The 25,760-nt window shown below is 71.4% G+C and carries 23 protein-coding genes and 2 pseudogenes; 15 read left to right on the forward strand and 10 right to left on the reverse strand.

What is annotated here, in order from left to right; genetic code table 11:
• Window position 1: 1 nt before the first annotated feature.
• Window positions 2–1,441: a dihydrolipoyl dehydrogenase family protein gene (locus tag FH608_RS49565; protein WP_139638191.1), complete on the forward strand. Its 1,440-nt coding sequence runs from the start codon at window positions 2–4 to the stop codon at window positions 1,439–1,441.
• 249 nt (window positions 1,442–1,690) lie between these two features.
• Complete coding sequence (locus FH608_RS49570) at window positions 1,691–2,695, forward strand: MBL fold metallo-hydrolase (RefSeq protein ID WP_139638192.1); 1,005 nt, start codon at window positions 1,691–1,693, stop codon at window positions 2,693–2,695.
• 125 nt (window positions 2,696–2,820) lie between these two features.
• Here the strand turns inward: FH608_RS49570 and FH608_RS49575 are convergent, their stop codons facing one another.
• Together FH608_RS49575 and FH608_RS49580 are read right to left on the reverse strand one after the other, a co-directional pair.
• Window positions 2,821–3,267, reverse strand: a complete 447-nt coding sequence (locus FH608_RS49575; RefSeq protein ID WP_139638193.1) for a Clp protease N-terminal domain-containing protein — start codon at window positions 3,265–3,267, stop codon at window positions 2,821–2,823.
• 118 nt (window positions 3,268–3,385) lie between these two features.
• Window positions 3,386–3,694: an alpha/beta fold hydrolase gene (locus FH608_RS49580; protein WP_226900622.1), complete on the reverse strand. Its 309-nt coding sequence runs from the start codon at window positions 3,692–3,694 to the stop codon at window positions 3,386–3,388.
• Window positions 3,695–3,943: 249 nt separating this feature from the next.
• Here FH608_RS49580 and FH608_RS49585 point away from each other — a divergent pair, with 249 nt between their 5' ends.
• The 3 genes from FH608_RS49585 to FH608_RS49595 all read left to right on the forward strand — a co-directional run bounded on the left by FH608_RS49585 (window position 3,944) and on the right by FH608_RS49595 (window position 7,116).
• Window positions 3,944–5,398 (forward strand): MFS transporter, encoded by a 1,455-nt coding sequence (locus FH608_RS49585; RefSeq protein WP_139638194.1) that lies wholly within the window; start codon window positions 3,944–3,946, stop codon window positions 5,396–5,398.
• Window positions 5,361–6,200 (forward strand): dienelactone hydrolase family protein, encoded by an 840-nt coding sequence (locus FH608_RS49590; RefSeq protein WP_226900624.1) that lies wholly within the window; start codon window positions 5,361–5,363, stop codon window positions 6,198–6,200. Before FH608_RS49585 ends, FH608_RS49590 begins: the two co-directional genes overlap by 38 nt.
• Window positions 6,201–6,666: 466 nt before the next feature.
• Window positions 6,667–7,116, forward strand: coding sequence for a hypothetical protein (locus FH608_RS49595; RefSeq protein ID WP_226900626.1), 450 nt, complete (start codon window positions 6,667–6,669; stop codon window positions 7,114–7,116).
• Between the two features lie 225 nt (window positions 7,117–7,341).
• Here the strand turns inward: FH608_RS49595 and FH608_RS49605 are convergent, their stop codons facing one another.
• Together FH608_RS49605 and FH608_RS49610 are read right to left on the reverse strand one after the other, a co-directional pair.
• The gene (locus tag FH608_RS49605; protein WP_139638196.1) at window positions 7,342–7,875 is read right to left on the reverse strand and encodes an alpha/beta hydrolase; all 534 of its coding nucleotides are present in this window, start codon (window positions 7,873–7,875) and stop codon (window positions 7,342–7,344) included.
• 312 nt (window positions 7,876–8,187) lie between these two features.
• Window positions 8,188–10,632, reverse strand: a complete 2,445-nt coding sequence (locus tag FH608_RS49610) for a hypothetical protein (protein WP_139638197.1) — start codon at window positions 10,630–10,632, stop codon at window positions 8,188–8,190.
• Between the two features lie 464 nt (window positions 10,633–11,096).
• Here FH608_RS49610 and FH608_RS49615 point away from each other — a divergent pair, with 464 nt between their 5' ends.
• Window positions 11,097–11,597 carry an anthrone oxygenase family protein gene (locus tag FH608_RS49615; protein ID WP_193319080.1) on the forward strand — a complete coding sequence of 167 codons (501 nt, stop codon included), beginning with the start codon at window positions 11,097–11,099 and terminating at the stop codon, window positions 11,595–11,597.
• Between the two features lie 365 nt (window positions 11,598–11,962).
• Window positions 11,963–12,817: an alpha/beta fold hydrolase gene (locus tag FH608_RS49625; protein WP_139638198.1), complete on the forward strand. Its 855-nt coding sequence runs from the start codon at window positions 11,963–11,965 to the stop codon at window positions 12,815–12,817.
• A gap of 229 nt (window positions 12,818–13,046) precedes the next feature.
• Here FH608_RS49625 and FH608_RS49630 read toward each other — a convergent pair whose 3' ends face one another.
• Window positions 13,047–13,982 (reverse strand): LysR family transcriptional regulator, encoded by a 936-nt coding sequence (locus FH608_RS49630; protein ID WP_139638199.1) that lies wholly within the window; start codon window positions 13,980–13,982, stop codon window positions 13,047–13,049.
• 137 nt (window positions 13,983–14,119) lie between these two features.
• Here FH608_RS49630 and FH608_RS49635 point away from each other — a divergent pair, with 137 nt between their 5' ends.
• Both FH608_RS49635 and FH608_RS49640 read left to right on the forward strand, forming a co-directional pair.
• Complete coding sequence (locus tag FH608_RS49635) at window positions 14,120–15,355, forward strand: MFS transporter (RefSeq protein WP_139638200.1); 1,236 nt, start codon at window positions 14,120–14,122, stop codon at window positions 15,353–15,355.
• Window positions 15,356–15,554: 199 nt separating this feature from the next.
• Complete coding sequence (locus FH608_RS49640; RefSeq protein WP_264372964.1) at window positions 15,555–15,944, forward strand: cysteine hydrolase; 390 nt, start codon at window positions 15,555–15,557, stop codon at window positions 15,942–15,944.
• 38 nt (window positions 15,945–15,982) lie between these two features.
• Here FH608_RS49640 and FH608_RS49645 read toward each other — a convergent pair whose 3' ends face one another.
• Window positions 15,983–16,819, reverse strand: a complete 837-nt coding sequence (locus FH608_RS49645; RefSeq protein WP_139638201.1) for an SDR family NAD(P)-dependent oxidoreductase — start codon at window positions 16,817–16,819, stop codon at window positions 15,983–15,985.
• A 42-nt stretch (window positions 16,820–16,861) separates the two neighbouring features.
• Between FH608_RS49645 and FH608_RS49650 the strand changes: the two genes are divergently transcribed.
• Complete coding sequence (locus FH608_RS49650; protein ID WP_193319081.1) at window positions 16,862–17,461, forward strand: TetR/AcrR family transcriptional regulator; 600 nt, start codon at window positions 16,862–16,864, stop codon at window positions 17,459–17,461.
• Between the two features lie 91 nt (window positions 17,462–17,552).
• On the forward strand, window positions 17,553–18,440 hold the full coding sequence (locus FH608_RS49655; RefSeq protein ID WP_139638202.1) for a GNAT family N-acetyltransferase: 888 nt from the start codon (window positions 17,553–17,555) through the stop codon (window positions 18,438–18,440).
• Window positions 18,441–18,460: 20 nt separating this feature from the next.
• On the opposite strand, the gene FH608_RS49660 is transcribed toward FH608_RS49655, so the two are convergent.
• Both FH608_RS49660 and sigJ read right to left on the reverse strand, forming a co-directional pair.
• Window positions 18,461–19,624: an NAD(P)/FAD-dependent oxidoreductase gene (locus tag FH608_RS49660; protein WP_139638203.1), complete on the reverse strand. Its 1,164-nt coding sequence runs from the start codon at window positions 19,622–19,624 to the stop codon at window positions 18,461–18,463.
• 68 nt (window positions 19,625–19,692) lie between these two features.
• Window positions 19,693–20,565: an RNA polymerase sigma factor SigJ gene (gene sigJ / locus FH608_RS49665; RefSeq protein ID WP_139638204.1), complete on the reverse strand. Its 873-nt coding sequence runs from the start codon at window positions 20,563–20,565 to the stop codon at window positions 19,693–19,695.
• Window positions 20,566–20,652: 87 nt separating this feature from the next.
• On the opposite strand from sigJ, the pseudogene FH608_RS54650 reads away from it, so the two are divergent.
• A pseudogene (locus tag FH608_RS54650) lies at window positions 20,653–21,108 on the forward strand (phosphotransferase); the annotation flags it as partial.
• A complete protein-coding gene (locus FH608_RS49675; protein WP_139638205.1) occupies window positions 21,074–22,573 on the forward strand; it encodes a helicase HerA-like domain-containing protein in 1,500 nt (499 codons plus the stop codon). The pseudogene FH608_RS54650 and the gene FH608_RS49675, both read left to right, overlap by 35 nt.
• A gap of 166 nt (window positions 22,574–22,739) precedes the next feature.
• Here FH608_RS49675 and FH608_RS49680 read toward each other — a convergent pair whose 3' ends face one another.
• Both FH608_RS49680 and FH608_RS49685 read right to left on the reverse strand, forming a co-directional pair.
• Window positions 22,740–22,973 (reverse strand): hypothetical protein, encoded by a 234-nt coding sequence (locus FH608_RS49680; RefSeq protein ID WP_152315455.1) that lies wholly within the window; start codon window positions 22,971–22,973, stop codon window positions 22,740–22,742.
• 527 nt (window positions 22,974–23,500) lie between these two features.
• On the reverse strand, window positions 23,501–23,983 hold the full coding sequence (locus FH608_RS49685; protein ID WP_139638206.1) for a GbsR/MarR family transcriptional regulator: 483 nt from the start codon (window positions 23,981–23,983) through the stop codon (window positions 23,501–23,503).
• A gap of 122 nt (window positions 23,984–24,105) precedes the next feature.
• Here FH608_RS49685 and FH608_RS49690 point away from each other — a divergent pair, with 122 nt between their 5' ends.
• Window positions 24,106–24,579, forward strand: coding sequence for a DUF6653 family protein (locus tag FH608_RS49690; RefSeq protein WP_226900629.1), 474 nt, complete (start codon window positions 24,106–24,108; stop codon window positions 24,577–24,579).
• Between the two features lie 194 nt (window positions 24,580–24,773).
• A pseudogene (locus tag FH608_RS53620) lies at window positions 24,774–25,636 on the forward strand (IS5 family transposase); the annotation flags it as partial.
• Window positions 25,637–25,760: the final 124 nt, after the last annotated feature.

The following is a 25,760-nucleotide window of genomic DNA, read 5'->3' on the forward strand; positions in this document are numbered from 1 at the left end:
CATGGACACCGACACCTACGACGTCGTCGTCATCGGGGCCGGCCCGGTCGGGGAGAACGTCGCGGACCGGGTCGTGCGGGGCGGGCTGAGCGCCGCCGTCGTGGAGCGCGAGCTCGTCGGCGGGGAATGCTCCTACTGGGCCTGCATGCCGACCAAGGCACTGCTGCGCAGCGCGGCGGCGTTGCGGGCGGCGCGCCAGGTGCCGGGAGCGCGCGAGGCGGTGACCGGTCATCTCGACGCGGCCGCGGTGCTGGGCCGTCGCGACCACTTCGCCTCCCGGTGGAAGGACGACGGCCAGGTCGCCTGGCTCGACTCGGCCGGGATCGCTCTGCACCGTGGTCAGGGCCGGATCGTGTCCGCGAACGTGGTCGAGGTGACCGGCGACGGCGGCGTCCCGGTCACGCTGACGGCCCGGCATGCGGTGGTCATCGCGACCGGAAGCGGCGCGCTGCTGCCCGACATCCCCGGTCTGCGCGAGGCCGCGCCGTGGACCAGCCGGGAGGCGGCCGCCGCGAGCAAGGTCCCCGGCCGGCTCGCGATCATCGGTGGTGGCGTGGTGGCGTCGGAGATGGCCACCGCCTTCGCCGCCCTTGGCTCCTCGGTGAGGATGCTGGCCCGTGACGGTGTGCTGTCACGGGCCGAGCCGTTCGCCGGCGAGCGCGTCACCGAGTCGTTGCGGGCTGCCGGCGTGTCCGTACGCCTCGGCGCGCAGGCGACGTCGGTGCGCCGCGACGAGTCCGGGACGGTGCGCATCACGATGACCGACGGCGAGCAGGTGGAGGCCGACGAGGTGCTGGTGGCGGTCGGCCGGACCCCGAACACCCAGGACATCGGTCTCGGCGCCGTCGGCCTGACGCCGGGCGCCTGGCTCACGGTGGACGACACGCTGCGCGTGCTCGGCGACGACGGGGCGCCGATCGGCGACGGATGGCTGTACGCCGCCGGCGACGTCAACCGGCGAGCACTGCTGACCCATCAGGGCAAGTACCAGGCCCGCGCGGTCGGCGACGTCATCGTGGCGCGGGCGAAGGGCGAGGCGGTCGATGAGGGCCGCTGGGGCCGGCACGTGGCCACGGCCGACGGGCGCGCGGTGCCCCAGGTGGTCTTCACCGACCCGGAGATCGCGTCGGTGGGGCTGACCGCGGCCGCGGCCGAGGCCGCCGGGACGCGGATCCGCGTCGTCGACTACGACCTGGGCGCCGTCGCCGGATCCGCCCTGCACGCCGACGGCTACCAGGGGCACGCCCGCATGGTCGTCGACGAGGACCGCGAAGTGGTCGTCGGCTTCACGCTCGCCGGCCCGGACGTCGCGGAACTGCTGCACGCCGCGACGATCGCGATCGCCGGCGAGGTTCCGCTGGACCGGCTCTGGCACGCGGTTCCGGCGTACCCCACGGTCAGCGAGGTGTGGCTGCGGCTGCTGGAGGCGTACGGCCGCTGACCGGCCCGCCCGGCGGCTCCGTGCCCGGCCGCGGTGGGGTCACACGCCGCATGGAGGGTCTGACGGCGAACCCGCCAGACCAGGGACGAACGGGGCCGAACCAGCGGTGATATCCGTTCCCGCACTGCAAGGCCACCGATATCGATATTGGACGGATGAAGATCTGTTCTGGTCTGCTGGGCGGGCGTCGAGGTCCGTCCGGGCCGAGAGCGCGTCCGCGTCGTCGGCCACGAAAGCAGGTGTTCGCCCATGCCGCTTGGGCAGTCCGTGTCTCGCCGTGCGTTGCTGGGCACCGCGGCCCTCCTCCCGCTGGCGGGAGGCACGGCCGAGGCATCGGCCGTCACCAAGCGCGCCCAGGACTACTACGATCGCGCGACCAGGATGGCCGGCCGTGACCCGGTCCTGCAGGCCCTGGTCAAGGCGCTCATGCCGGACCTCGCGATGCCGACCGCCAAGCCGCTGCGGCCGCTGCGGATCTTCGACGACGTCGCGGTGGTGGGCACCACCTTCGTCCAGGCCACGGCGCTGCTCACCTCCAGGGGCATCATCCTCATCGACGCGCTGGGCTCACCGGACGACGCCGAGAAGATCATCATTCCGGGGCTGCGCGCGGTGGGAGCGGATCCGTCCGCGATCAAGTACGTGGTGCTGGCGCACGGCCACGCCGACCATTTCGGCGGCGCACAGCTCATCGCCGACCGGTACGGCGCCCGCGTCATGATGAGCCGGGCCGACTGGGACCTCGTCGCCGCCCAGCGCCCAGCCCACGCGCCCAAGCGTGACCTGGAGATCGCCGACGGGCAGCGGCTGACCCTCGGCGGCACCACCGTCACCTTCCACCACACGCCCGGGCACACTCCCGGCACCGTGTCACCGATCTTCCCGGTGCGTTGGAAGGGGCGGCGGCACACCGCGATGCTGTGGGGCGGCACCAACCCGCCCGCCGCGACCGCGGACAAGCGCGCCTACCTCTCCTCCGTACTCGCCTTCGCCTCCGCGATGCGGCGGGCGGGGGTGGAGGTCGAGCTGAACAACCACGGCGGCGCCGACCACGGCCTGGCACGCATCGAGGAACTGAGCGCCGGCACGGCAGGAGCGGGCAACCCGTTCGTCATCGGTCGCTCCCGGACGCAGCGCTTCATGAAGGTCATGGAGGTCATGGTGCGCGGGCGTATCGTCCAGGACCAGGAGCGGGGCACCGGCGCGGGCGCAGCCGTCGGCCCCTCCGGGCGACCGGCCCCGCGCTGCTGCTGACGGAGGCCCGGGAGGCCGCGCCCTGACCTCGCGGCGGGGGCGGTGCCGGCGGCTCCCCTGGCGGTCGTCCTGCGGTTGGATCGGCTTGACTGCTACGGCAACAACCCGTCCTCCGCCCTGAGCGGCTATTTGGCCACGTGCCGCTGGACGAGTTCGTCCGCGGCGCGCCTGACACGTCCGAGGTCGGCCCCGAGCTCGACCAGCACCTGGGCCGCCGTGCTCGCACCATCCCGGACGAGCCCGAGCAGGAGGTGTTCGGTGCCGATGTAGTCGAGGCCGCGCTCCAGGGACTCCTCGTTGGACGACTGGAGGGCTTCGGAGGCCGACGGGGTGAACGGAAGCTGTGCCGACGCGGCGGACTGGCCTCGGCCCCGGCTCTCCTCGATGTGCCGGCGCACGTCTTCAAGGCTCAGGCCCAGGTTCTTGACGACCGTGGCGCCTACGCCCTCACCCTCACGGATCAGTCCGAGGAGAAGATGCTCGGTACCGATGTAGTCGTGGTTGAGCATTCTGGCCTCGTCCTGGGACAGGACCACGACGCGCCGCGCCCGGTCGGTCAACTTCTGGAACATGCCGCACTCCTAGCAAAGCAGTTCGTCACGCCGGTGAACGTTGATCCATCCTTCCGTATCCCGCGGAGGGTCCGACACATGATCGACAGAGGTCGGCCGTGTCCGCCACCACTGAGAATTATGCGAGTGCCCCGGAGATCCAGGCGGCGGCGGTGGCCAGCCAGTCGGGGCGGGCATTGCCGAGCAGGTGGTCGCCGTGCGGGACGAGCAGGTGGTGCCCTTTCGGGGCCAGGCGGGCCAGCGGCTCGCCGTTGGTCACGCCGGGGATGACGTCCCGGCCGCCGTCGACCACCAGCAGCGGGCAGGTGATCCGCGGCGCGAGGAGGGACAGGTCCACTCGGCCGGCGAAACGGGTGCTGGAGTCCAGCCCCGGAACGACCACCACCGGCCGCCCGGCGCCGTGCTCGGTGCCATCGAGCCGGGTCATTCTCGACGATCCCGTCCGGGTTCGACCGCGGGTTGAGGCCTTCCCCGCCATCGGCCCGGGTGCCGGTGGCCGACGGAGCAGAAGTTTCCGGGGACGGTTCAACGACATCGTGGAACCCATGAGTACTGGCTACAACGAGCGGGCCGGTGGCGTACAGGCCCCCGGCGGGTCATTCGCCCGCCCGCCACGACGCGGACCGGCCGGTGGGTTCGACCACGCGAAACCGCAGAGCGCTCCGGGGGTGAGCCGGTGACCGCCACGGCGTCCTCCGCCCCGCCCGCCTGGCGGGAACTGCTGGGCCGCGAGCATCTCGGCTCGGCGATCGTGCTGGCCGGCGGGGTGCTCGTCGGCGCGATCAACATCTACCTGGCGGCGAGCCTGCTGCCGACGGCCGTGACCGAGCTCGGCGGCGCGAGCTTCTACGCCTGGAACATGACCGTCTACCTCGTCGCCATGGTGATCGCGACCATGCTCACCGGCCGGTTCCTGTCCCGGTGGGGCAACGTCGGCGCCTACCTCGCCGGTTTCGCCACGTTCACCGCGGGCTCGCTGGCGTGCGCGCTGAGCCCGGCGATGGCGGTGCTCCTGCTCGCCCGGGGCGTCCAGGGGCTCGGCGCGGGGCTGCTGTCCGGGCTGGGATTCGCCGTCATCCGGGCTGCGCTGCCGTCCCGGCTCTGGACGCGCGGCGCGGCGCTGATGTCGGCGATGTACGGCGTCGGCAACTTCGCCGGACCTGCACTCGGCGGCCTGTTCGCCCAGTTCGGATCATGGCGGCCGGCGTTCGCGGCGATGGCGGTGATCGGCGCCGGATGCGGCGTGCTCGTCCCCCGCGTCCTGCCGCGCAGCCAGGGCAGCAGGAAGCGGGTGCCGATCCCGGCAGGGTCGCTGCTGCTGATCACGGCCGCCGCCGGAGCCGTGAGCGTGGCCGGGGTCGTGGCCGGCACGCCGCAGAAGGTCGCCGGGATCGTGGTGGCGCTGCTGCTGGTGGCCGCATTCGTCGCGCACGAGCGGCGCAGCGCGCAGCGGGTCTTCCCGCGTACGACCTACCGGCCCGGCTCGTCGTTGAAGTGGGTGTACCTGACGCTCGCGCTGCTGGCCTTCGGCGTCGCGGTGGAGTCGTTCCTGCCGCTGTTCGGCCAGCGCCTGGCCGGGCTGCCGCCGCTCGTGGCGGGGTTCTTCGCCGCGGCCGTCTCGCTCGGCTGGTCGGTGACCCAGATCGCGAGCTCGTCGGTGACCGGGCAGCGCGCGGTGCGCCGGATGCGCGTCCTCGGCCCGCTGCTGCTCGCCGCCGGCCTCCTCCTTCAGGGGCTGTTGCAGCGTACGGACACGCCGAGCTGGTTGGTGCTCGTGTGGGTGCCGGTGCTGTTCGCCGCCGGGGCCGGGATCGGCCTGGTCTACCCGCACCTGTCCGTGGCGGCGATGTCGAGCACCCGGGACCCTGAGGAGGGCGGACGGGCCGCGGCCGGGATCGCCACCGTGACGAGCCTCGCGATCGCGTTCGGCACTGCCGTGGCCGGGATGCTGATCAACCTGGGCGGCGACTCGACGCTCGACGCCGCGCGGTACACGCTGTTCGGGCTCGGGACCGTCTGCGCGTTCGGCGCCCTCACCGCCCATGCCGCCAACCGTACTGGTCCGCAGCGGCACCATGTCGCCGGCGGCGGGCATGACCGTCGTCGCCAGGCCCGGTCGCCCGGAAAATGACTGGCCGCGTCCGCGGGAATGCCGATGTAATGCCGCCATGCGCATCACCTCAGAGACGATCTCCGACGGCATCCGCGAACAGCTCTTCACCATCGGAGACATTCCCGGGGTGCTCTGGACGCCCGCCGGAAGCTCCGGTCCCCGTCCACTGGTCCTGATCGGGCATGGCGGCGGCCAGCACAAGAAGGGATGGGAGGTCGTCTCCCGGGCCTTCCCCTACGTCACCACCTGCGGCTTCGCGGTCGCCGCGATCGACGCGCCAGGGACCGGCGACAGGCCGGAGCACCCGGAGATCCGGCGGCTCGTCGCGCTCATCCAGGAACGAGAGGCCGCGGGCGAGTCATTCTGGCTCGCCCCGGAGTGGCCCGCCCTCAACGAGACCGTGGCGGCGCAGCTCATCCCCGACTGGCAGACCGCCCTGGACGCGCTCCAGAAACTGGACCACGTCGGCGACAGCCATCCGGTCGGATACTACGGCCTGTCCCAGGGCGGCGAGATGGGCATCCGCCTCGTCGCCGCCGAACCCCGGATCACGGCCGCGGTGCTCGGCCTCGTCGGAAGCGACTGGCTCATCAACACCGCGGCTCGGATCACGATCCCGGTCGAATTCGTGCTGCAGTGGGACGACGACAGCAATCCGCGGGACTCAGTCATGAAGCTGTTCGACGCACTCGGCTCCGCCGAGAAGACCCTGCACGCCAACCCTGGCAGCCACTTTCGAGTCCCGTCCTTCGAAATCGACAGCTCGATCCAATTCTTCGCCCGGCACCTGGGCAGCGCCGGCACCGCGAGCGACTCCTGACACCACCGGCGCCACGCCGACGCGCGGTCCGCCGCCAGTGCCACGCCCACTTCCACCGCCGGCTCGCGACCAGGGGGCGAACACGGTACTCGCCGCCGCTCTCCTGGCCTCACTGCCCCGCGAGGCCGTTCATCTGTCAACGACGCTCGAGCTCCATGCGAGCCGGTCTCGTGATCTCAGTGCGGTGGTACGGTTGTCGCCTGGTGCTGATCCAGCACCTAACCTCCTTCGGCTCTCCCCGGCAGAGCCGCTCGGCGGAGGCAAAGGGGACTGGTCTCCTCGGATCGCTGGTCATCCGCCCATCACGGGCTCCTCGCCGGGGGTCGGGTTCCGTGTGGTGTCGAGGGCCTTGATGACAGCGAACAAGCACTTCAAACGCCGCGTCCGTGAACGCGCCCGCCGTACGGGAGAGTCCTACACCGCTGCTCTCAGGCACCTTCGGCACGCTGACGCCAAGGAGCACCTCATGCAGTGGCAGCGCATCGAGAAACCGGATTTCGGCTACGCGGTCCATGTCCCGCAGGGCTGGGATGAGTCACTACCCGACATGAAGATCAGCCCGTGGGAAACCGCGCGGTTCGGGGACCCGGCCGACCGCCGGCACAACTTCACCGTCTATCGCGCGCCGACGCCGCCGATATGGACCGCCTCTGAGACGGCCGAAAGGGTCCAGGCCCGCCTGAAGGCGACGGGATTCGGTGAGTTCCAGATCACCAGCGCCGAGATCGACGGCCGGGCCGGGACCAGACTGGACGGGGTGAAGCGCGATGCGGGCCGCACTTGGGCCATCCGCCAGTACTTCGTCGTCGCCCACGACGTGTGCTTCACCCTCGGCTTCGGCTCCTTCATGCCCGAAGAAGACGACTGGCTCTTCACCGCCATGGCCGAACGCTTCGAGATCTTGGCACTCGCCTGACCACTGTCCAGGGGTGGTGGGCGCCGGCGTCATGCTGCTGCCCGCCATGAGAAGATCACGCTGACGTTTCCTTCGCATCAGCCGGCGCTTCCGCTCTGGGCTCCGGCGCCGAGATCAGGAGCACGGCCGCGAGAACGGCGCCCGGGCGGGCGCCGGGCACGTGGCGGCGCGCAGCGGGAGACACCTCGATCGACGCGAACCGCTGGAGGGTGGCGGGGTCGCCGCTCATGGTGTCGCCCATGGCGGCGGCGTCGTTGGGCAGCGAGGGTGCGATCTGCTGCAGGCCCGCCCAGTAGGGCTCGGCGCGCATCTCCTCGACGGCCTGTTCGGGGAACGCGCAGGCTTCGACGAAGAACAGGGGGCCGCGTCGCCGGGACGGCCGTCGGCCAGCGCCTGCTGGACCCGCTCCCGGTAGCCCTCGGCGAGCGGAGGGCGGGCGTCCGTGACGATGAAGGGTGGCTCCCACAGCGCGAGCGCGGTGATCGGCAGACCCGCCTGTACGCCGTGCAGCGCCAGCACCCCGCCGGAGGAGAATCCGAGCACGGCGGCCGTGCCACCGACCTGGTCGATCAGGGCGGCGATGTCGGCGACCTCCGCCCGGATCGCTGCGTCCACCGTCAGGGACGGATCGGTGGGACCGCTCTCCCCCCGCCCGCGCCGGTCATAGGTGATCACGGTGTGGTGGTCCGCCAGCCCTCGCGCGAGGTCGCCCTCGGTGGACTGGGTGTTCCGGTAGTCCATGGCACCGTTGACGATCACGATCCCCGGCCCGGAACCGACCGCGGTGAACGCGATCTCCGTTCCGTCCGCCGAGCGGGCGGTGGCACAGCATCGGCTACCAGGTTCGTAAATGGGCCAGAGGATGGACGAGACACGACAATCCGCAAGGCAGCGCGTGGATCGACCCACCTTGGCAGAAGCCCGCGGGACCGTTCCCCTGGTGACCGTCGGCACGACGCGGTAGAAGGACGGCCCAGTCGGTGGACTGGGCCGTTTCTCTCCACCAAGGTGGCGGCGGGGCGAGGCGATCCACCGCCGCTACGAGGAGCTGTTGCCGGCGAGGCGAAGCCGTCAAAGAAGGCCCGGTACGACGTCCAGCGCGAGGGTTCCGCCCTGCCAGCTGCTCACCAACCAGGGCACGACGGCGTTGCAGAGCCCTGTCCCGAGCACGAGTCCCAGCACCAGGCCCCCGGCGGACCACCAGGCCCGTCCGCGGCTCCCGGCGGAGGCGCCGAGCAGCAGGCCGAATCCGGTCACCAGGACCAGGGCGAGCGCTTCCGGCAGCAGGCCAGGGGGCACGGCCATCAGGTTCCGCGGGTCAATCACCGTGACGTCCCAGCCGGATCCGGCCACCGCAGCGCGGACCCCGCTCACGTCCCCGGCGAGCCACCAGTCGGTGGCGGGCAGTGGCGGGCGTGCCAACGCCAGGTTCCACGCCTGCAAGGACGGAAGGTCCACCAGGGCGCCGGGCTCATCGAGCGGAATGCCTGGCATGTGCTCGACGACACCGGCGAGCTGAACCTGCACCCGCTGCCGGCCCAGGGCCAGGAAGCCGGTCTCGCCCGTGGAGAGCTTCGCGGAGGTGGCCAGCTCGGGCGTGAGCACGATGGGCAGCGGGCGGTCAGGGGAGGCGTCCACCGGCACCGGCCGCACGACGGCCACGGCGGCATTCACCTTGAGCGAGAACAGCCCCGTGCCGTCCTGCGCGCCTTCCGACCAGCGCTGATCCTCCGGCAGGGCCACCTCCCGGCCGTCGGCGCGCAGCGCGGTCACGGTGACCACATGAGGGGAGTCGTCGATCGAGTCCGCCAGGAAACCACGGACGGCGAGGGGGTAGGCGATCTTGCTGCCCGGCCCCGCCAGACCGGCCAGGTCCACGTCGGCCTTTGTGGTGCCTTCGCTCAGCGGTGCGACGGGCAGGTGGTGCCAGACACCGAGCGCGTCGGAAAGCACCACACGCAACCGCGGCGGGCCGGCGGGCGCCACCGTCTCGACGGTGAGCGTACGAGGGGTGCCGGGGAGCGGCAGGGCGCCGATCCTCGGACGACCGGCGGCCATCGCGGCCGCCATCTGGGTGACGCTACGGTCCGACAGACCGGACCCTAACCGCATCACGTCGGCGAGGTGGTCCGCGTCGATGCCCAGGAGCGTGCTGCGCCGAAGGTCGACGTCGGTGCGGTCGCGGTGGCCCGCCACGGCGGCGGTGACGCCGGGCAGCGCGGCGAAGGCCGTGCCACGGCCCAGTACGTCCGGCTCGCCGCCCGCGGCGGGGCCGGTCAGCCGCAACTCCGCGCCGGTCAGGTGGGTCGCCTGATCCACCTGGGACGTACGCCAGGTCGCGGCGCCTCCGGCCGCGACCACGGCCGCTGTGACAGCTACTACGGCGGCGATCGCCGCCGTACCCGGTCTCGGCACCTTGACCTCGACGAGCAGAAGCACCGCCGCGAGCAACCCCATCGCCATCGCCGGCAGGAGCGACCCCGCATCGAGGCCCGGCGGCGGTGGCCGCAGCCCCGAGGCGGGCCACCATGGCAGTGCACCGGCCAGGATGAACAGCGGCCGGGCCGCGAAAGGCGCCACGATCGCGCAGCACGCGACCAGCACCGCCGTCCCCGGATGCGGCTTCCTCTGCCCGGGGCTGGGCAACAGCACCAGCGCCAGGGCCAGGGCCGCCGTCAGGCTGAGGACCGTCCATCGGGCCGCCGACGCGCCGGCCTCCTGCCGAGCGAGCGTCTCGGGAAGGGCGCTGAACGGCGCGCAGTCGGGACATCCGCTCGCCTGAAACCGCTCCCGCAGGCCGGCCAGCCGGGTGGCCGCCTCACGCAGCCGCCCGAGCGACAGGCCGCGCAGATCGGGGGTGATGGTCCAGGTCGCGTCGACCGTTGTTGCGAAGTGGTCGAGGAACGTCGCCTGGTTCACCATGAGCGGGCCGTAGGTCGTGTAGCCGTCCCGCTGGACACCGGGGCCGAACATCGGGTCGTCGGCCCAGCGTGGACCACGCGGGTCCTCCGGCACGAACACCCCGGTGATCCTGACCTTCACCGGCTTGGCATCGATGCGACCGACCGTGGTGAACACCTGCCCGGTCTTCAGCCCGGTGTACGAGGCAGCGGCCTGGGAGATCGTCGCCTCGATCGGCTCGGTGCGCGAGCGCGGCCAGGAACCGGACACCAGCCTGGCATGCTGCTGGAACCCGTCGAAACTGTCGAACCTGAGCCGTTCCGGCGGCCGGTATCGCACATTCTCCTGGCCCGGCATCGCGTAGCCGTCGGAGCGGAGCAAGGTGGTCATGTGCCTGGGCTCGCCACCCAAGGCCCAAATCGCCTGTTCCCGAACGATGCGGTCAAATGTGGCGAAGTTCTCCGCGTTGACGACTCCGGCGACCTTGACGTCGACAGCCTGCGGTGACGCGGTCTCCATGGCATGCCGCACTCCCCCGTCGCCCAGGGAGAAGGCGCACAGGCCGAGCCCGCCGAACACCGTGGCCACGAGCAGGATCAGCAGGGCGAGTCGCAACCCAGGCGCCGCGCTTGATCCGCATTCACGTGTTCCCATGGCCGGCCGGCCCCCTTGGTGTCGAGACGATCGGGTTGGTCGGACATGTAGGCGGGTTTCGTCGGAGCCAAGTGCTTGACGTCCGCCCACGCGGCGAGCGCCTCAACGTCCACGCAGAGACTATGAGCGTAGGTGGGGACATCGCGAGGGTATTTGCGGACATTTGCGGGCCACCGAGCTTTGTGTCGTGAGAACCGCGCTACCGTCCCGATCATGGCCGAATTGGAGCACCCCGGCCGGTACACGCTCGCGCGGCCGGCCTATCTCGGAGGCGCCCGATGTCCACCGAACGGACGGCGAGGCCGCCGGTGACTTCCTGGACGACTACCGCCGCACGCCGGCGAACGACGCGCGGATCCCGTTCATCGGCATCCTGGTGCGGCCCGGCCGGCACGGTCGTACGCGAGATGCGAGAGGCAAGAAGGATGTTCGTTCTGCGTACTGCCGTGCTCATCGCGGCGACCATGACGACCGGCCTCGTGGCGGGAGTGTGCGGGCTCTACCAGCACACCATCATGCGCGGCCTCGCCCGCACGGACGACCGTACCTTCGTAAGCGCCTTTCAGGCCATCGACCGGGCGATCATGAACGCCTGGTTCATGATCGGCTTCATGGGGGCTCTGGTCTTCACCGGGTTGGCGACGGTGCTCCACCTCGCGCAGGACGTCCGCTCGGTGCTGCCCTGGCTGATCGTCGCGTTCGCCCTCTACCTGGTCACCTTCGGCCTCACGATGGCCGTCAACGTGCCGCTCAACGAGGCCATCAAGGCAGCCGGCGATCCGGCCGGGATCGCGGACCTCGGTGAGGTGCGCCACGAGTTCAACGAGGCGAAGTGGACCGCTTACAACCTCGTCCGCACGATCACCACCGCCGTGGCGTTCGGCGTCCTGTGCTGGGCACTCGTCATCAGCGGCAGCGCCGACTGACGGTTCCGCGCCCGTGCGGCGCCCCGCCGACCGTGAATTCGTCACCGTCGGCTCACTACGACCGGCGACGCGGCGATGGAGACCGACACTCCAGCGCGCTACGCAACCCCTTCAACCGCCTGCTCGGCTGCCTTCACCACTGCCTGCGAAAGGGCATGACCTACAACGAGCACGTCGCCTTCCCACCGCGATCGAAAGCCACAGCTTGACAACTCAGGCAGATCGGATGTCTGCGACCGTCGGATGGGAAGTCCGATGCCGGAAGGGCCCGACCGGCGTGTCGAGCCGGTGTTCCACGGCCCGCCTCGGACAGGCTCGGACATGAGCGCAGGTGAGCGCAGGAAACGCTTTCGGGGGGTCTGCTCATGGTGGCCGTGCATCATCGTTACGCCAGTGTGCGGGGGCAGCGGTTGTTCTACCGCGAGGCCGGGCCGGCCGGGGCGCCGGTTCTCGTGCTCCTGCACGGCTACCCGACCAGCTCGTTCATGTTCCGCCACCTCATCCCGGAGCTGGCCGACCGCTACCACGTCATCGCCCCCGATCATCTCGGCTTCGGGCTGTCGGACGCGCCGCCCGCCGACGCGTTCCGCTACACGTTCGACGCGCTCACCGAGCTCACCGCCGGCCTGCTCGCCCATCTCGGCATCACCCGCTACGCCATCTACGTGCAGGACTACGGCGCCCCGATCGGCTGGCGGCTCGCCCTGAGCGATCCCGCCGCCATCACAGCGATCATCACGCAGAACGGCAACGGCTACGAAGCCGGCTTCGTCGACGCCTTCTGGCGGACCGTCTGGAACTACCAGCGCGAGCAGACCGGGGAAACCGAGGCGGCCATCCGCCAGGCCCTCACCCTGGACGCGATCAAATGGCAGTACGTCACCGGCGTGCCCGACCCCACCCTCGTCAGCCCCGACACCTGGCACCACGACCACGCCCTGGTCAGCCGCCCGGGCAACGACCGCATCCAGCTCGACCTGTTCCTCGACTACGCCACCAACCTGCCGCTCTACCCGCGCCTGCACGAATACCTGCGCTCCCACCGGCCGCCCCTGCTGGCCGTCTGGGGCGAGAACGATGAGATCTTCGGTCCCGCGGGCGCCCGCGCGTTCGCCGACGACGTGCCCGACGCGCGCATCCACCTGCTGGACGGCGGCCACTTCCTGCTGGAGAGCGCCCTCGACGCGGTGGTGCCCCTGATCCGCGACTTCCTGGCGTAACGCCGCGCTGTCAGTCACGACGACGATCACGCCGGCGCGGCAGAGCGCGAGGACCGGAATGCTGTGCCGCTCCCGATCGTCGGGGTCGCCCGGAGTCCCGCCCGCCGCACGGGCGCGCCGGTTCGGCCCGGTGGACCGGACGCTGGTGCCCGCGCGCCGGACGCTGGTGCTCCTGCGGGGAGGAGGGGCACGCCTGGCTCCTGAGTCCCGGCCCCCCGGGGGGCAGCGTTCAGTGCGGGATCGCCCAGGGCGGTGCCCAGATCCCGTCGGTGTCGCGGCCGGCCGCGGTGGTGGCGAGGTGGGCGCGGAGGGTGGCCAGCGCGGGGTGGGGGTTGTCGCGGTGCCACAGGAGCGAGTGCGGGTAGACGGGCATGGGCCCGGTCACCGGGATGCGGCGCAGGCCGTGGTCGGCGGGCCAGACGAGGCGGGTGTGCCCGCCCATGAAGGTGGCCAGGGCCGGGGTGTCGGCGATGGTGTCGAGGAGCGCGTCGGAGCCGAAGTTGGGCCCGGTCGCCTCGATGGTGAGGCCGAACGCCGCGACGAGGTCGTCGTAGTAGGCGGCCCATTCCGTGCCGGGGACGATGCCGGGCATCCAGATCCGGTGCCCGGCGAGCTGGGCCAGGGTCACCGAACGGGCGCCGGCCAGCGCGTGGGCGGGGCCGGTGAGGAGCTGGAGCGGCTCGTCGAGAACCCGGACGGACTCGATGTCCTCGGGGAGGGGCCGGCCGGGCACGCCGACGGCGCGGAACGACGCGTCGATCGTCCCGGACCGGATGGCGGCGACGGCAGTCTCGATGTCGAACAGCATCACCACGTCGAGCTCGATCTCGGGGTGCGCGCGGTGGAAGCCGCGCATCAGGCCGGACGCCGCGCCGCGCGAGGCGATGATGTCGACGCGCAGCGCTCGGGTGCCGGTGCGCACGGACGCGACCGCGCGCTCGGCGACCCGTAGCAGCTCGCGGGCATGGGGCAGGAACGCCTGCCCGTCGATGGTGAGCTCGGCGCCGCGCGGGGTGCGGGTGAACAGCCGCACCCCGAGCTTGCGTTCCAGGGCGGCGATGCGCTTAGAGACGGCCTGCTGCGTGACCGCCAGCTCGGCGGCGGCCTCCTGGAACTGCCCCGCGTCCGCGGCGGCGACGAAGGTACGGACGGTGTCGAGGTCCATGTGGACACCTTAGGGATACAACCACACGTTGTGGCGAGATGGCCCCATGGTTGTTTGATCCCAGGCGCTGCGCTCGCTTTGATGCTTCCGATCGCGGATCGGTTGTGCGGGCGAGTGAGTGACGAGGGGCATCGGGCATGGAGAACGGGCGGCGGTTCGGGTGGCTTTGGGGCGCGTACGGGACCAGCGCGCTCGGCACGTGGCTCGCCTTCGGCGCGTTCCCGCTGATCGCGATCCAGGTGCTGCACGCCGGGCCGGCGGAGGTCGCGGCGCTGTCGTCCGTGGGGGCCTTGGTGGGCGCGGCCGTGGCGGTGCCGCTCGGCCCGTGGGTGGAGTTCCGCCGCAAGCGGCCGGTGCTGATCGGGATGGACCTGGTACGGTTCGCGGCGCTGCTGACGATCCCCGCCGCGTTCGCGCTCGGCGTGCTCTCCTTCGTCCAGCTCCTGGTGGTCTCGGTCGTGGTCGCGGCGGCCGACATCACCTTCCGCGCCGCCTCAGGCGCGTACCTGAAGACGCTGCTGCCGGCCGAGGACCTGCTCGTCGCCAACGCCCGCTTCGAGTCCACGGCCTGGACGACCACGATCATCGGACCGCCGCTGGGCGGTGCCGCGATCGGGCTGCTCGGCCCGGTGGCGACGGTGGTGGCCGACGCGGTCAGCTACCTGCTCTCGGCCCTGGGCATCCGCGCGATGGGCGGCCAGGAGCCGCGGCCCGAACGCCGGAAGGCCGCGGGCCTTCGGGCCGGGGACCTGCTCGACGGCTGGCGGCACATCCTCGCCGACGCGACGCTGCGTCCGCTGTTCTTCAACACCGCCCTGTTCAACGGCCTGGTGATGGCCACCGACGCGCTGCTGGCCGTTCTGATGCTCGGCCAGCTCGGGTTCGCCCCGTGGCAGTACGGCCTCGCCTTCGCCGTGCCCGCGATCGGCGGGTTGCTCGGTTCGCGGCTGGCGCGGCCGCTCGTCGTCCGGTTCGGGCAGCACCGGATCCTGGTCGTGGCCGGGGTGCTGCGCGCGATCTGGCCCGTCGGGCTGGCCTTCGTGGGGCCGGGGACCGGAGGGCTGCTACTGGTGATGGGCGTCGAGCTCGGGCTGATCTTCTGCTGCGGGGTCTTCAACCCCGTCCACGCCACCTACCGCCTCGAGCGCACCTCGACCGACCGGGTCTCCCGTACGCTCTCCGCCTGGTCGGTGACGACCAAGGTCTCGACCGCGCTCCTGACGGCCGGCTGGGGCGTGCTGGGCACGCTGCTCGGTCCGCGCCCGGCCATCGGCCTGGCCGGCGTACTCCTGCTGGCAACCCCGCTGCTGCTCCCGCGGCGCGCCGCGGCGCCCCTCACCGCCGAGCTGGAGCCGGCAGCCCGTCGCACCTGACACGCCGCCTCCATGTGTCATCGGCCCCGCGCATCAGGGCCGCCCTCATCCCAAGGAGAGACATGACCCTCACGACCCCGGCGCTGGACCCCCGCACGGCCGCGCTGCTCGTCATGGACTACCAGCAGGGAATCCTGGCCTCGCTCCCCGGCCTGGCGGACCAGGATGTGCTGCTGTCGCGCGTGGCCGGCAGCGCCTCATGCACCACGAGGATCCCGCCACGGACGTCCACCGCCGACTCGCTCCCGAGCCCGGCGACATCACCGTCCGCAAGACCCGCTACGGCGCGCTGTCGACGACGGACCTGGACCGGCGGCTGCGGGATCGCGGCATCACCGCCCTGGTCATCGCCGGCGTCACGACCAGCGGCGTCGTGCTGTCCACCGTCACGGACGCCGCCGACCGCGACTACCAGCTCTACGTCCTGTCCGACGGCGTCGCCGACCCCGACCCGCAGGCCCACCAGACCCTGATGACCAGCGTCTTCCCGAGAATGGCCCACATCATCGATACCGCCGAACTGCGCTCGCTCCTGCACGGGAGCCGTCCCCATCAAGGGCGAGGACCGGCAGGGCGTGATCGTCAGTGACGTTCGGCGGTCGCTGCCGGCAGCGGGCATGACCCGGGCTAGGGCGTCGCGTGATCGGTGACCGCGGCCGCCGGTTCCAGGGCGTCGAGCTCGGCCAGCCGGGCCAGGTAGTGGGCGCGGAGCACGGTGAAGGCGTCGGGGCCGAGCGGCAGCCGCCGTGGCGGCCGCGGCGCGAGGACGGCGTCCACGACGGCCCGCGCCGCCCGCTCGGGATCGCCGCGCTGCATGCCGTGGTGGGCGACGAACGCGTCGCGGGGCGGCCCGACGATCGGTTCGTACGCGGGCAGCCGGTCGGTCAGGCGCAGCGACCGCCCGCCGAAGTCGGTACGGAACGCGCCCGGCTCGACGATCGTCACGTGGATGCCGAACGGCGCGACCTCGGCCGCGATCGAGTCGGACACCGCTTCGAGCGCGGCCTTGGGGCCGGCGTATCCGGCGCCGCCCAGCCCGGAGGTGACGCCGATGATCGAGGACATCTGCACGATCCGCCCCCACCCCCGCTCGCGCATGCCGGGAAGCAGCGCGCGGGCCAGCTCCAGCCCGCCGAACAGGTTGACCTCGAACGCTTCGCGCAGCCGCTCGTCGGTGGCCTCCTCGAAGGCTCCGATGAGCCCGTAGCCGGCGTTGTTCACGAGCACGTCGACACCGCCCCGGGCGATCTTCTCGCCCGTCGCCCTGGTGCCCGTGCGGTCGGACAGGTCCAGCGCGACCGGGCGCACGCGGCCGGGGGCCTTCGCGGCCAGCCGTTCCAGCCGTCCCACGTCACGAGCCGTGACGATCACCTCGTCCCCGCGCGCGATCGCGGCGGCGGCCATCGCCGCGCCCAGCCCCGAACTGGCACCTGTCACGAGCCAGCGCAGCCGTCTTTCCATCATTCGTCCTTCCACAAAATCTACCATGATGATAAACTTACTATCATGGTAAGTCTGCGGGAGCGCAAGCGGTCGGAGACCCGGCAGCGGATCTCCGACTGCGCGACACGGCTGTTCGAGCAGCGCGGATTCGAGTCGGTGACGCTCGCCGACGTGGCCGCCGCCGCCGAGGTGTCGGTCAAGACGGTCGTCAACTACTTCGGCGCCAAGGAGGACCTGTTCTTCGACGCCGAGCCGGCCGTGCTGGACGGCCTGGTGGCGGCGATCGCCGACCGCGGGGACGCCTCGCCGACCGCCGCGCTCCGCCCCCTGGTGGTGAACGGCCCCATCCTCAGCGGCCCGTGCACCTGGGACGTGGTCGACGACGCGATGTGGGAGGCCATGCGCACCTTCGCCGCCTGCGAACGCGACTCCCCCACCCTGACCACCCGGCGCGCCGCGATCCTCCAGTCCTGGCTCGCGCCGCTCGGCGAGGCGAGCGGTTCGACGGCCTGGGCCGCGGTGGCGACCGGCGTGCTCATCGTGAGGCACTCGATCGTGCAGGAAGGGCTGCTCACCGGCTGCTCGCCGGCCACCGTCCGGCGGCGGCTCCACGACACCGCGGGCGCGGCACTCGACGCCCTGGAGCGCGGTTTCGAGCGGTGACCCGGGCTCGGAGGCGCCGGCCGAGGGCTCCGACCTGAAAACATGTCGAGATACGGCCCCCGCGCCGCTCCCCTCGACCAAGGAGACCTGCTTGCCGATTCACATCACCCCGCTGACCGACCCGCGGCCCACGTCTGCCGGCCGGCGCCTGGCCTGGCTGGCCACGGCCGACACCGGCGTGCCCGTCGGGTCGGCGTTCCTGCGCCTGTTCACCAGGGCGGGCCAGGGCCACCTGGCCGAGCTCGACGTCCAGGTCCACCCGGCCGAGCGGCGCAACGGCGTCGGCTCACGCCTGCTGGCGGCCGCGCTGGCCGCGGCCGAGGAGGAGGGCCGGCGGTGCGTCACCGGCCAGGCGGAGGCCGGCTCACCCGGTGACGCCTTCGGCGCGGCGCGGGGCTTCCGCCCCGTCCTGAGGTTGACGTACGCGCGGCTGCCGCTGGCACAGGCCGATCTCACCGGCCTGGCCGAGCGGGCGGCCGCGCCGCACCCCGGCTACCGGCTGCTGTCGTGGGACGGGATGGTGCCCGACGAGTGGGCCGCCACCTTCGCCGCCTCCCGCCGCGCCATGGACGACATGCCCATGGACGATGTCGACTACGGCACCGTGACCTGGGACGTCGAGCGCGTACGGGCGGCGGCGCTGGCGGTCGAGAGCCGGGGCGACCTGCTGCACACCGTCGCCGCGGTCGACGAGTCCGACGGTTCGATCGCCGGGTTCACCGAGCTGGTCGTCCCCGGCGACGGCGCGGGCGACGGCCGGCACTACGGCACCGGCGTCCTGTCCGAGCACCGCGGGCACGGCCTGGCCCGCTGGATGAAGGCCACGATGATCCTTCGAGCCGCCGCGCGGCACCCGGACCTCGCCGGCCTGGTGACCGACACCGCCGACAGCAACCACCACATGCGCGCCGTCAACGACGCCCTCGGCTACCTGCCGACCCACCAGACGGTGATGCGCCAGTTCGACCTACCCGGCTAGGCCGCCGGCCCGGGGCTCACTCACGCCGTGAGCACCTCCTCCTCGTCACGGGGGAAGAAGGGCAGTTCCAGGGCGACGTTGTCGGCGGCGGCGAGGATCTGCGCGGCGTCGTCGACCGGCGGGTGGATCCACTGGTTGATCTGCTTCTTGACCTCCTTGGCCGCGGCGCCCGAGGCCATCACCCTGCGGTCCCAGCCCCTGGTGAAGACGGCACCGGCGGCGCCCAGGTCCAGGCAGGTGACGTACGGGCCGGCGACGAACTCGCGCGGCGCCATGCCGAGCAGGTCGGCGGCCGCGTTGTATCCGGCGACCTTGCCCAGCGGGCTGGCGTGCTGGCAGGACTGCATGACGGTGTGCTCGGCATCGAACGGCGCCGCGGCGGTGTCCCCGGCGGCGAACACCTCGGGGAGGGCGCGCAGGTGCCGGTCCACCGGCACGCGGCCGAGGTGGTCGAGCCCGTCGGAGATCTGCCGGGTGAGCTCGCTGGCCCGCATCCCCACCGACCAGACCACCGCGTCCGCGTCGACCCTGCTGCCGTCGGACAGGACGGCGTGGCCGTCGCCGACCCGCGTCACCGTCGTTCCGAGGCGGCGCTGGACGCCCAGCGCGTCCAGCGCCGCCTCGATCTCCTCGCGCGGGCCGGGGCCGAGCTGGTCCCCGACCACCTGTGCCCGGTCCACCAGCAGCACCCGGCCGCGGGCGGCCAGTTCGGTCGCGGCCTCCAGGCCGGTGAAGCCGGCGCCCACGACCACGGCGGAGTAGTGCTCCCGGCCCCGCAGATGCTCGGTGAGCCGCCGGGCCCCCTCCAGGGTGTCGATGTCGAAGAGCCGGTCCACACCGGGCAGATCGCGGGGCCGGACGAGCTTGCTGCCCGCCGCCAGGACGAGGCGGTCGTAACCGACCTCCTCGCCGTCGGCCACCACCACCCTGCGGCCGGTGTCGATCGTGCTCACGAGAGCTCGCAGGTGTACGACGCCGATCGGATCGAGGATCCTGCGCAGCTCCACCTTGGCCAGGTCCGGCTCCGGCTCGTACATGCGTGGCCGCAGCACCAGGTGGTCGCCCGGCGTGATGAGCGTGATGCGCAGGTCAGCGTCCCCGCCCGCGCGCTCGCGTGCCAGCGCCGCCCCGGCCGCGCTCCACACGCCCGCGAAACCGCCTCCGATGATCACAATGTGGGCCATCGTGTTTCCTCTCTCAGCCTCACTCCCCCGGGGTGTCCGGGATTCGGCAGGGAGACAAAATGGCGGGCTCAGATGTGACCGGCGCGGGCGAGCTTGTCGGGATTGACCAGTCGCCGGATCTCCGTGATGCGCCCGTCGGCGATCTCCATGGTGTCGAGCCAGATCAGCCTGCCGCCACGGTAGGTCGCCAGGGCCGGATACCCGTTCACCTCGATGATCTCGAACGTGTCGGGGCGCCCGATCTGGATCTGCCTGACCGCCAGCAGGGCGATCGTCTCGGCGCCGCGCACCGGCCTGCGCGCGGCGGTGGCCTTGCCGCCGCCGTCGGCGACGTACACGGCCTCGGGGTGCAGCAGCTCGACGAGCGCGGCCATGTCGCCGCCGTCGGCGGCCGCCTTGAACGCCCTGAGCGCGCGTTCGGTCTCGGCCCTGGACGCCCGGGGCCGCTCCTTGACGGCGGCGACCCGCGACCGCGCGCGGGAGGCGAGCTTGCGGCTGGCCGCGGGCGTGTTGCCGAGCACCTCGGCGATCTGGCCGAACGGGAAGTCGAAGACGTCGTGCAGCACCAGCGCGACCCGCTCGGCGGGGGTGAGCCGCTCCATCACCACCATCATCGCGGTGCTCACCGACTCGTCCATGAGCACCCGGGCCGCGGCGTCGGGTCCCGTCAGCAGCGGCTCGGGCAGCCAGGGCCCGACATAGGACTCCCGCCGGACGCGGGCCGACCGGAGCACGTTGTACGACGTCCGGGCGGCGAGGGTCACCAACCAGGCCCGCAGGTCGCGCACCTCGGACAGGTCGGCGGCGGAGGCGCGCAGCCAGACCTCCTGCGTCACGTCCTCCGCCTCGGCCACCGTGCCCAGGATCCGGTAGGCCGCCCCGAAAACGGCCGGCCGATGCGATGTCCAGTCGGTCTCCGCCGACGTGCCCCCGAGTTCCACCCTCCACCTTCTTCCTGCTTCGACGTCCGATCGCCGATGATAGGCAAGCAGGGCCGCCGGAGGCGTCCATAGCCGGCCTGGCCGCACCCGCCGGCCTGGCTCCACGGCGATGTCGCCGTCGGCGACCTGCTCGCCGCCGACAGCCCGCTCCTCGCGGTCATCGACTTCGGCGCCTGCGGTGTGGGAGACCCGGCTTGCGGCCTGGTGATGGCCTGGACCGGCTTCGGCGGCGACGGCGACGAGCGGCAGGCCTTCAGGCAGGCCGCCGCGCTGGACGACGACACCTGGCGGCAGGCACGCGGGTGGGCGCTGTGGAAGGCCTTGGTGAGCAGGACCGGCCTGTCCAGCCCCGGCCCGGAAGGCTTCCACAGCCGGGTCCTCGTCCGCGTGCTCCACGACCGTTGGCCACCCGTCCGGGTGCCTGGCGTTCATCCGCGCGGTCCGGGGAATGGAACCAGCACTGACCTGCGCCGATCCGTGAGCGAGGCAGCAAGATCGGGGAGATGTGATGAAGGGGTACGACTTCGAGGGGCCGGCGCTTGAGCTCGGGGCCCTGGTGCGCGAGGACGGCGCCGCCGACGCCTCGGAGCAGATCCGGATCCCCCTGAGCACGCTCAACCGGCACGGGCTCGTGGCCGGGGCCACCGGATCGGGGAAGACCAAGACCCTTCAGCTCATGGCGGAGCAGCTCTCGGCCCAGGGCGTTCCCGTCTTCCTCGCCGACGTCAAGGGCGACCTGTCGGGGCTGGCCTCCCCCGGCACGCCCTCCGAGCGCGTCACCCAGCGTGCCGCCGAGGTGGGGGAAGCGTGGCAGCCCGAGGCCCGTCCTGTGGAGTTCTTCTCCCTGGGCGGTCTGGGAGAGGGCGTCCCGATCCGCGCGACCATGACGGCTTTCGGGCCGACCCTGCTCTCGAAGGTCCTCGGGCTCAACGAGACGCAGGAGTCGTCGCTCGGGCTGATCTTCTACTTCGCCGACAAGAATGGGCTGCCCCTGCTGGACCTGAAGGACCTGATCGCGGTCATCCAGTACCTGACGGGCAATCCCGAGGCGCTGAGCGGGATCGGCGGGCTGTCGGCGGCGACGGCGGGAGTCATCCTGCGCGCGTTGACCACGTTCGAGGCGCAGGGGGCGGAGGCGTTCTTCGGCGAGCCGGAGTTCGACGTGCGCGACCTGCTCCGGGTGACGCCGGACGGACACGGGCTGATCTCCGTGCTCGAACTGCCCGCCGTGCAGGACCGCCCGCAGCTCTTCTCCACCTTCCTCATGTGGCTGCTCGCCGATCTCTTCCACGAGTTGCCCGAGGTGGGCGACGTCGACAAGCCGAAGCTCGTGTTCTTCTTCGACGAGGCGCACCTGCTGTTCGACGAGGCGTCCAAGGCGTTCCTGCAGTCGATCACCCAGACCGTGCGGCTGATCCGGTCGAAGGGCGTGGGCGTGTTCTTCGTCACCCAGACGCCCAAGGACGTGCCGGGCGACGTGCTCGCCCAGCTCGGCGCACGCGCGCAGCACGCCCTGCGCGCCTTCACCCCCCAGGACGCCAAGGCGCTCAAGGCCACCGTGTCGACGTTCCCCGCCTCCTCCTACGACCTGGAACGGCTGCTCACCGAGCTCGGGATCGGCGAGGCGGTCGTCACGGTCCTGTCGGAGACAGGCGCGCCGACCCCTGTGGCCTGGACGCGCCTGCGCGCCCCTCAGACGCTCATGGCGCCGTCGAGCCCGGAGATGATCCAGAAGGTCATCGCCGCCTCGCCGCTGCAGCAGAAGTACGGCAGGGCGGTCGACCGCCAGTCGGCCTACGAGATCCTGTCGGCGAAGCTGGCGGAAACGCCGGCCGCCGAAGCCCCGCGCGCGCCCGAGGCCAAGCGGGAGCGCAAGCCGGAGCCGACATTGCTGGAGAACGTGCTGGAGTCGAAGGAGTTCCGCTCGTTCGCGCGCTCTGCCGCCTCCGCCCTCGGCCGGGAGATCACCAGATCCATCTTCGGCACCGCCCGCCGAGGTCGACGCTGATCTCTCTTTGCCTGCCGCCGCGGTCGACCTGGCGCGCCTGGCCGTCCTTGGCGTCCGCTCCGCCGTCGTCGGCCAATGGGCCACGACAGGAGCGTGACCAGGCGGAAAGTCTGTCAGGCTACCTGCCCAGGCCGGCTACGGACCTCCAGCGGCGCTGTGGGCAACGTCACCAGGCCGCGCAATCGACACCATCCATGCCAGGGACAGCTCGCTCGCGCTCACGTAGTCCGGCGCCGAATGAAGTCACCCGAAACCGCAGGGTCGAGGTGACCCGCTCAACACCGGCTATCCAGAGCGCGTCGCGGATGGTCTCGCGCAGCCAGCGCTTCTCGCCGGCCGGGCCGTCACGGGCGTCGGCGCCGCCGCCGTGCTGCCCAACACGCTCGCTGTCCTGCTGCACGCCGTACCGGCCGAACGCAAGGGCGCGACGATCGCGATCTGGGCCTCGATGGGGTGCCAGTAAGAATGGGGTGCCAGTAAGAAACGTGTCAGTGCTGAGCCCCAAACAGGCGTCACTGGGAGAGCAACAACCACTGGGACCATGCACTTCCCTCATCCACCAGAGGACCGGCTTCGCCCTGTTCGCCGGGCTCAGCGCAGCCGCGTTCGTGCTGACCCGGCGCCTGGCACAGGCAAGGCACGCATGGGCCGTTCTACTCGCGCCTGTCTGGCGCTCTGATCATCGCCTTCGCCTTCGCCGCCGGTGTCGCCTACCACCTCGACGCTCTGGGCCTCTGGCAGCCGGCCCCTGTGGGCTTGCTCGAACACCTCTCCCTGCTGACCGGCTTCGATTGGATCATCGCCGTGGGCGTTCACCTCCTGCGCGGCCACGTCCCGGCAGGCCCGAGCACGTCCGCGGCGGGCGCTCAAGAGTTCGGACCTGTCAGTTCCGGGCTGGATGACTAGAAAGCAGGCGGTTGACAGCCGCTACCGGGGAGCGTCGGTGTGCTGGGCGGCATAGCGTTCGCGCCAGCTGTCGATGAGCGGGATCAGCTGCTCGGTCATGTAGGCGTAGAAGTCCTTCATCTCGTGAAGGCGCCGGCCGGTGATGCCGTCTTCGCCCGCCGCGTCCAGGCCTTCCTGGGCGGCATCCCCCATGGTGGCCAGCATCGCGTTCTGCTGTGACATCAAGCTGGCCCAAGCCCCCTGGCGGAAACGATAGTGGTCGCGGCGGCTGCCGGGGGCCGGCACCCGTTCGATCAGGCCGAGCGGGATCAGCTGCTTGACCGCGGTGGACACCGCTCCCGAGCTGATGGACAACTCCGCGCACAGGTCGGCGGCGGTCATCGACTCTTGCCGGGTGTAGAGCAGCGCCGTCATCACCCGGGCGGTCGTCTTCTGCATGCCGCCCTGCGCCAGGGTCAGCGCCAGCTTCTCGGCGGCCTCGCGCAGCCGCTGGTCGGTGTCCATACGCCAAGCCTACCAAGGAATTCGAGTTCTCAGAGAATTCACAAATCTCTGAAAGTTCTATATGATCTGAAGCGTGGAGATCGTGCTACGGCGACCTCCCCGACGCCAAAGGAGAGCCAGCAGTGAAGCCCAAGAACGTGGTCGCAGGCGCGCACGGCATGACCGACCAGGCGTGGGAGAAACACGCCAACCCATGGAGCGTCTGGACCCGGTTCGCCGCTATTCCCGCCTTCGAACTGGCCGTTTGGAGCCGCGAGTGGATCGGCTGGTGGTCACTGGCCGGTGTTGCCCTCGTCGTCATCTGGCTCTGGCTGAACGTCCATCTATTTGCGGCGGTCGAGCCGACCAGCTGGGCGGCGCGCGGCATCTACGGCGAGCAACTCCACGTCGACGGCAAGGCTCCGGCGGCACATCGCGTGGTGCTACGGCTGCTCATCGTGGCCGGCCTGATCGGTTTCGCCTTCATCGCCTGGGGACTGATCGCCCTGGAGATCTGGCCGCTCGTGCTGGGCACCGTACTGCTCGTGCTGGCCCAGCTGTGGCGGATCGACCGTTACGGCCTGCTCTACGAACAGCACCAGAGCGAAAACCTGTGACCCGGTACGGCCGGCGCACCACAGCACCGGCTGTACCGACACCAACCCTCGACCCGCCCCTACGTGTGGAGAGCCTCATGCACGTCCCCGGCACCGCGCACCCGCGCCGCTGGTGGATCCTCCTAGAGCCTGTACGGAGTTGAGATCAAAGGGATCGCCTGCGACATGGTCGGCAATCCTGGTAGGCCATCGACATGGCGCGTGGAGACCTCACCGACGAGGAGTGGTCCTTGATCGAGCCTCACTTGCCGTTGGGTGAGCGGGGCCCGATCCCCGATCTGCGGCGACAGTTCAACGCGGTGATGTGGCGCTTTCGTACGGGCAGCCCGTGGCGGGACCTGCCGGTCGAGTATGGGCCATGGTCCACCGCCTATGACCGGTTCCGCTCCTGGGCGCTGAACGGCGTGTTCGAGCGGCTGATGCAGGCGATGATCGCCGAAGCTGCGGCTCGTGGGCAGGTCGACCTCGACTTGGTCAGCGTGGACTCCACCACCGCCCGCGCTCACCATCATGCCGCCGGGATGGTCTTGGACGGCGAGTTGTCCGCAGCGCTGCACGAGGCCGTCGAACGGGAAAGGGGGCTACGCCAAAGCGGCAAAACGCCCGCGACGGCGACCCCGGCGAAGACGGGCACGGCGACGGGGACGGACGACGACGGATACGCCGCCGGCACCGGTTCCGGCTGAAGACGGCCAAGCTGGGCCGCTCGCGGGGCGGGCTGACCAGCAAGGTGCACCTGTCGGCCGACCGGCGCTGCCGTCCGTTGTCCTTCGTCCTCACTGCTGGTCAGGCTGGAGACAGTCCACAGTTTCGCGCCGTGCTGGAGCGCATCAAGATCCGTTTGCCGGTGGGTCGTCCGCGCACCCGGCCGGGCGCGGTGGCCGCCGACAAGGCCTACTCCTCCCGCGGCAACCGCGCCTACCTGCGCCGGCGCGGGATCAAGACGGTCATCCCGGAAAAGGCCGACCAGGCCGGCCACCGCAAGAAGCGCGGCTCCCGCGGTGGCCGGCCGGTCCGTCATGATCCCGAGCTCTACAAGCAGCGCAACACGGTGGAGATCTGTCAAGCACAATGCACCGATAACTACAGCCTGGCCGTATAGGGCGAGTGCTCAGCTGTCGGTGACTGATTCGTCGGGTGGGGAGGCGTTCGTCTGCTGCCAGCGTCTGCGGTTGTGGTAG

The sequence above is a fragment of the Nonomuraea phyllanthi genome (genome assembly GCF_006334985.2).
Classification (GTDB): domain Bacteria; phylum Actinomycetota; class Actinomycetes; order Streptosporangiales; family Streptosporangiaceae; genus Nonomuraea; species Nonomuraea phyllanthi.

What these genes read in the sequence shown, in the direction of transcription:
- FH608_RS49565 (WP_139638191.1), top strand. Translation starts at nt 2, where the DNA reads ATGGACACCGACACCTACGACGTCGTCGTCATCGGGGCCGGCCCGGTC.
- FH608_RS49570 (WP_139638192.1), top strand. Translation starts at nt 1,691, where the DNA reads ATGCCGCTTGGGCAGTCCGTGTCTCGCCGTGCGTTGCTGGGCACCGCG.
- FH608_RS49575 (WP_139638193.1), bottom strand. Translation starts at nt 3,267, where the DNA reads ATGTTCCAGAAGTTGACCGACCGGGCGCGGCGCGTCGTGGTCCTGTCC.
- FH608_RS49580 (WP_226900622.1), bottom strand. Translation starts at nt 3,694, where the DNA reads ATGACCCGGCTCGATGGCACCGAGCACGGCGCCGGGCGGCCGGTGGTG.
- FH608_RS49590 (WP_226900624.1), top strand. Translation starts at nt 5,361, where the DNA reads ATGACCGTCGTCGCCAGGCCCGGTCGCCCGGAAAATGACTGGCCGCGT.
- FH608_RS49595 (WP_226900626.1), top strand. Translation starts at nt 6,667, where the DNA reads ATGCAGTGGCAGCGCATCGAGAAACCGGATTTCGGCTACGCGGTCCAT.
- FH608_RS49615 (WP_193319080.1), top strand. Translation starts at nt 11,097, where the DNA reads ATGTTCGTTCTGCGTACTGCCGTGCTCATCGCGGCGACCATGACGACC.
- FH608_RS49625 (WP_139638198.1), top strand. Translation starts at nt 11,963, where the DNA reads ATGGTGGCCGTGCATCATCGTTACGCCAGTGTGCGGGGGCAGCGGTTG.
- FH608_RS49630 (WP_139638199.1), bottom strand. Translation starts at nt 13,982, where the DNA reads ATGGACCTCGACACCGTCCGTACCTTCGTCGCCGCCGCGGACGCGGGG.
- FH608_RS49635 (WP_139638200.1), top strand. Translation starts at nt 14,120, where the DNA reads ATGGAGAACGGGCGGCGGTTCGGGTGGCTTTGGGGCGCGTACGGGACC.
- FH608_RS49640 (WP_264372964.1), top strand. Translation starts at nt 15,555, where the DNA reads ATGCACCACGAGGATCCCGCCACGGACGTCCACCGCCGACTCGCTCCC.
- FH608_RS49645 (WP_139638201.1), bottom strand. Translation starts at nt 16,819, where the DNA reads ATGATGGAAAGACGGCTGCGCTGGCTCGTGACAGGTGCCAGTTCGGGG.
- FH608_RS49650 (WP_193319081.1), top strand. Translation starts at nt 16,862, where the DNA reads ATGGTAAGTCTGCGGGAGCGCAAGCGGTCGGAGACCCGGCAGCGGATC.
- FH608_RS49660 (WP_139638203.1), bottom strand. Translation starts at nt 19,624, where the DNA reads ATGGCCCACATTGTGATCATCGGAGGCGGTTTCGCGGGCGTGTGGAGC.
- FH608_RS49675 (WP_139638205.1), top strand. Translation starts at nt 21,074, where the DNA reads ATGAAGGGGTACGACTTCGAGGGGCCGGCGCTTGAGCTCGGGGCCCTG.
- FH608_RS49685 (WP_139638206.1), bottom strand. Translation starts at nt 23,983, where the DNA reads ATGGACACCGACCAGCGGCTGCGCGAGGCCGCCGAGAAGCTGGCGCTG.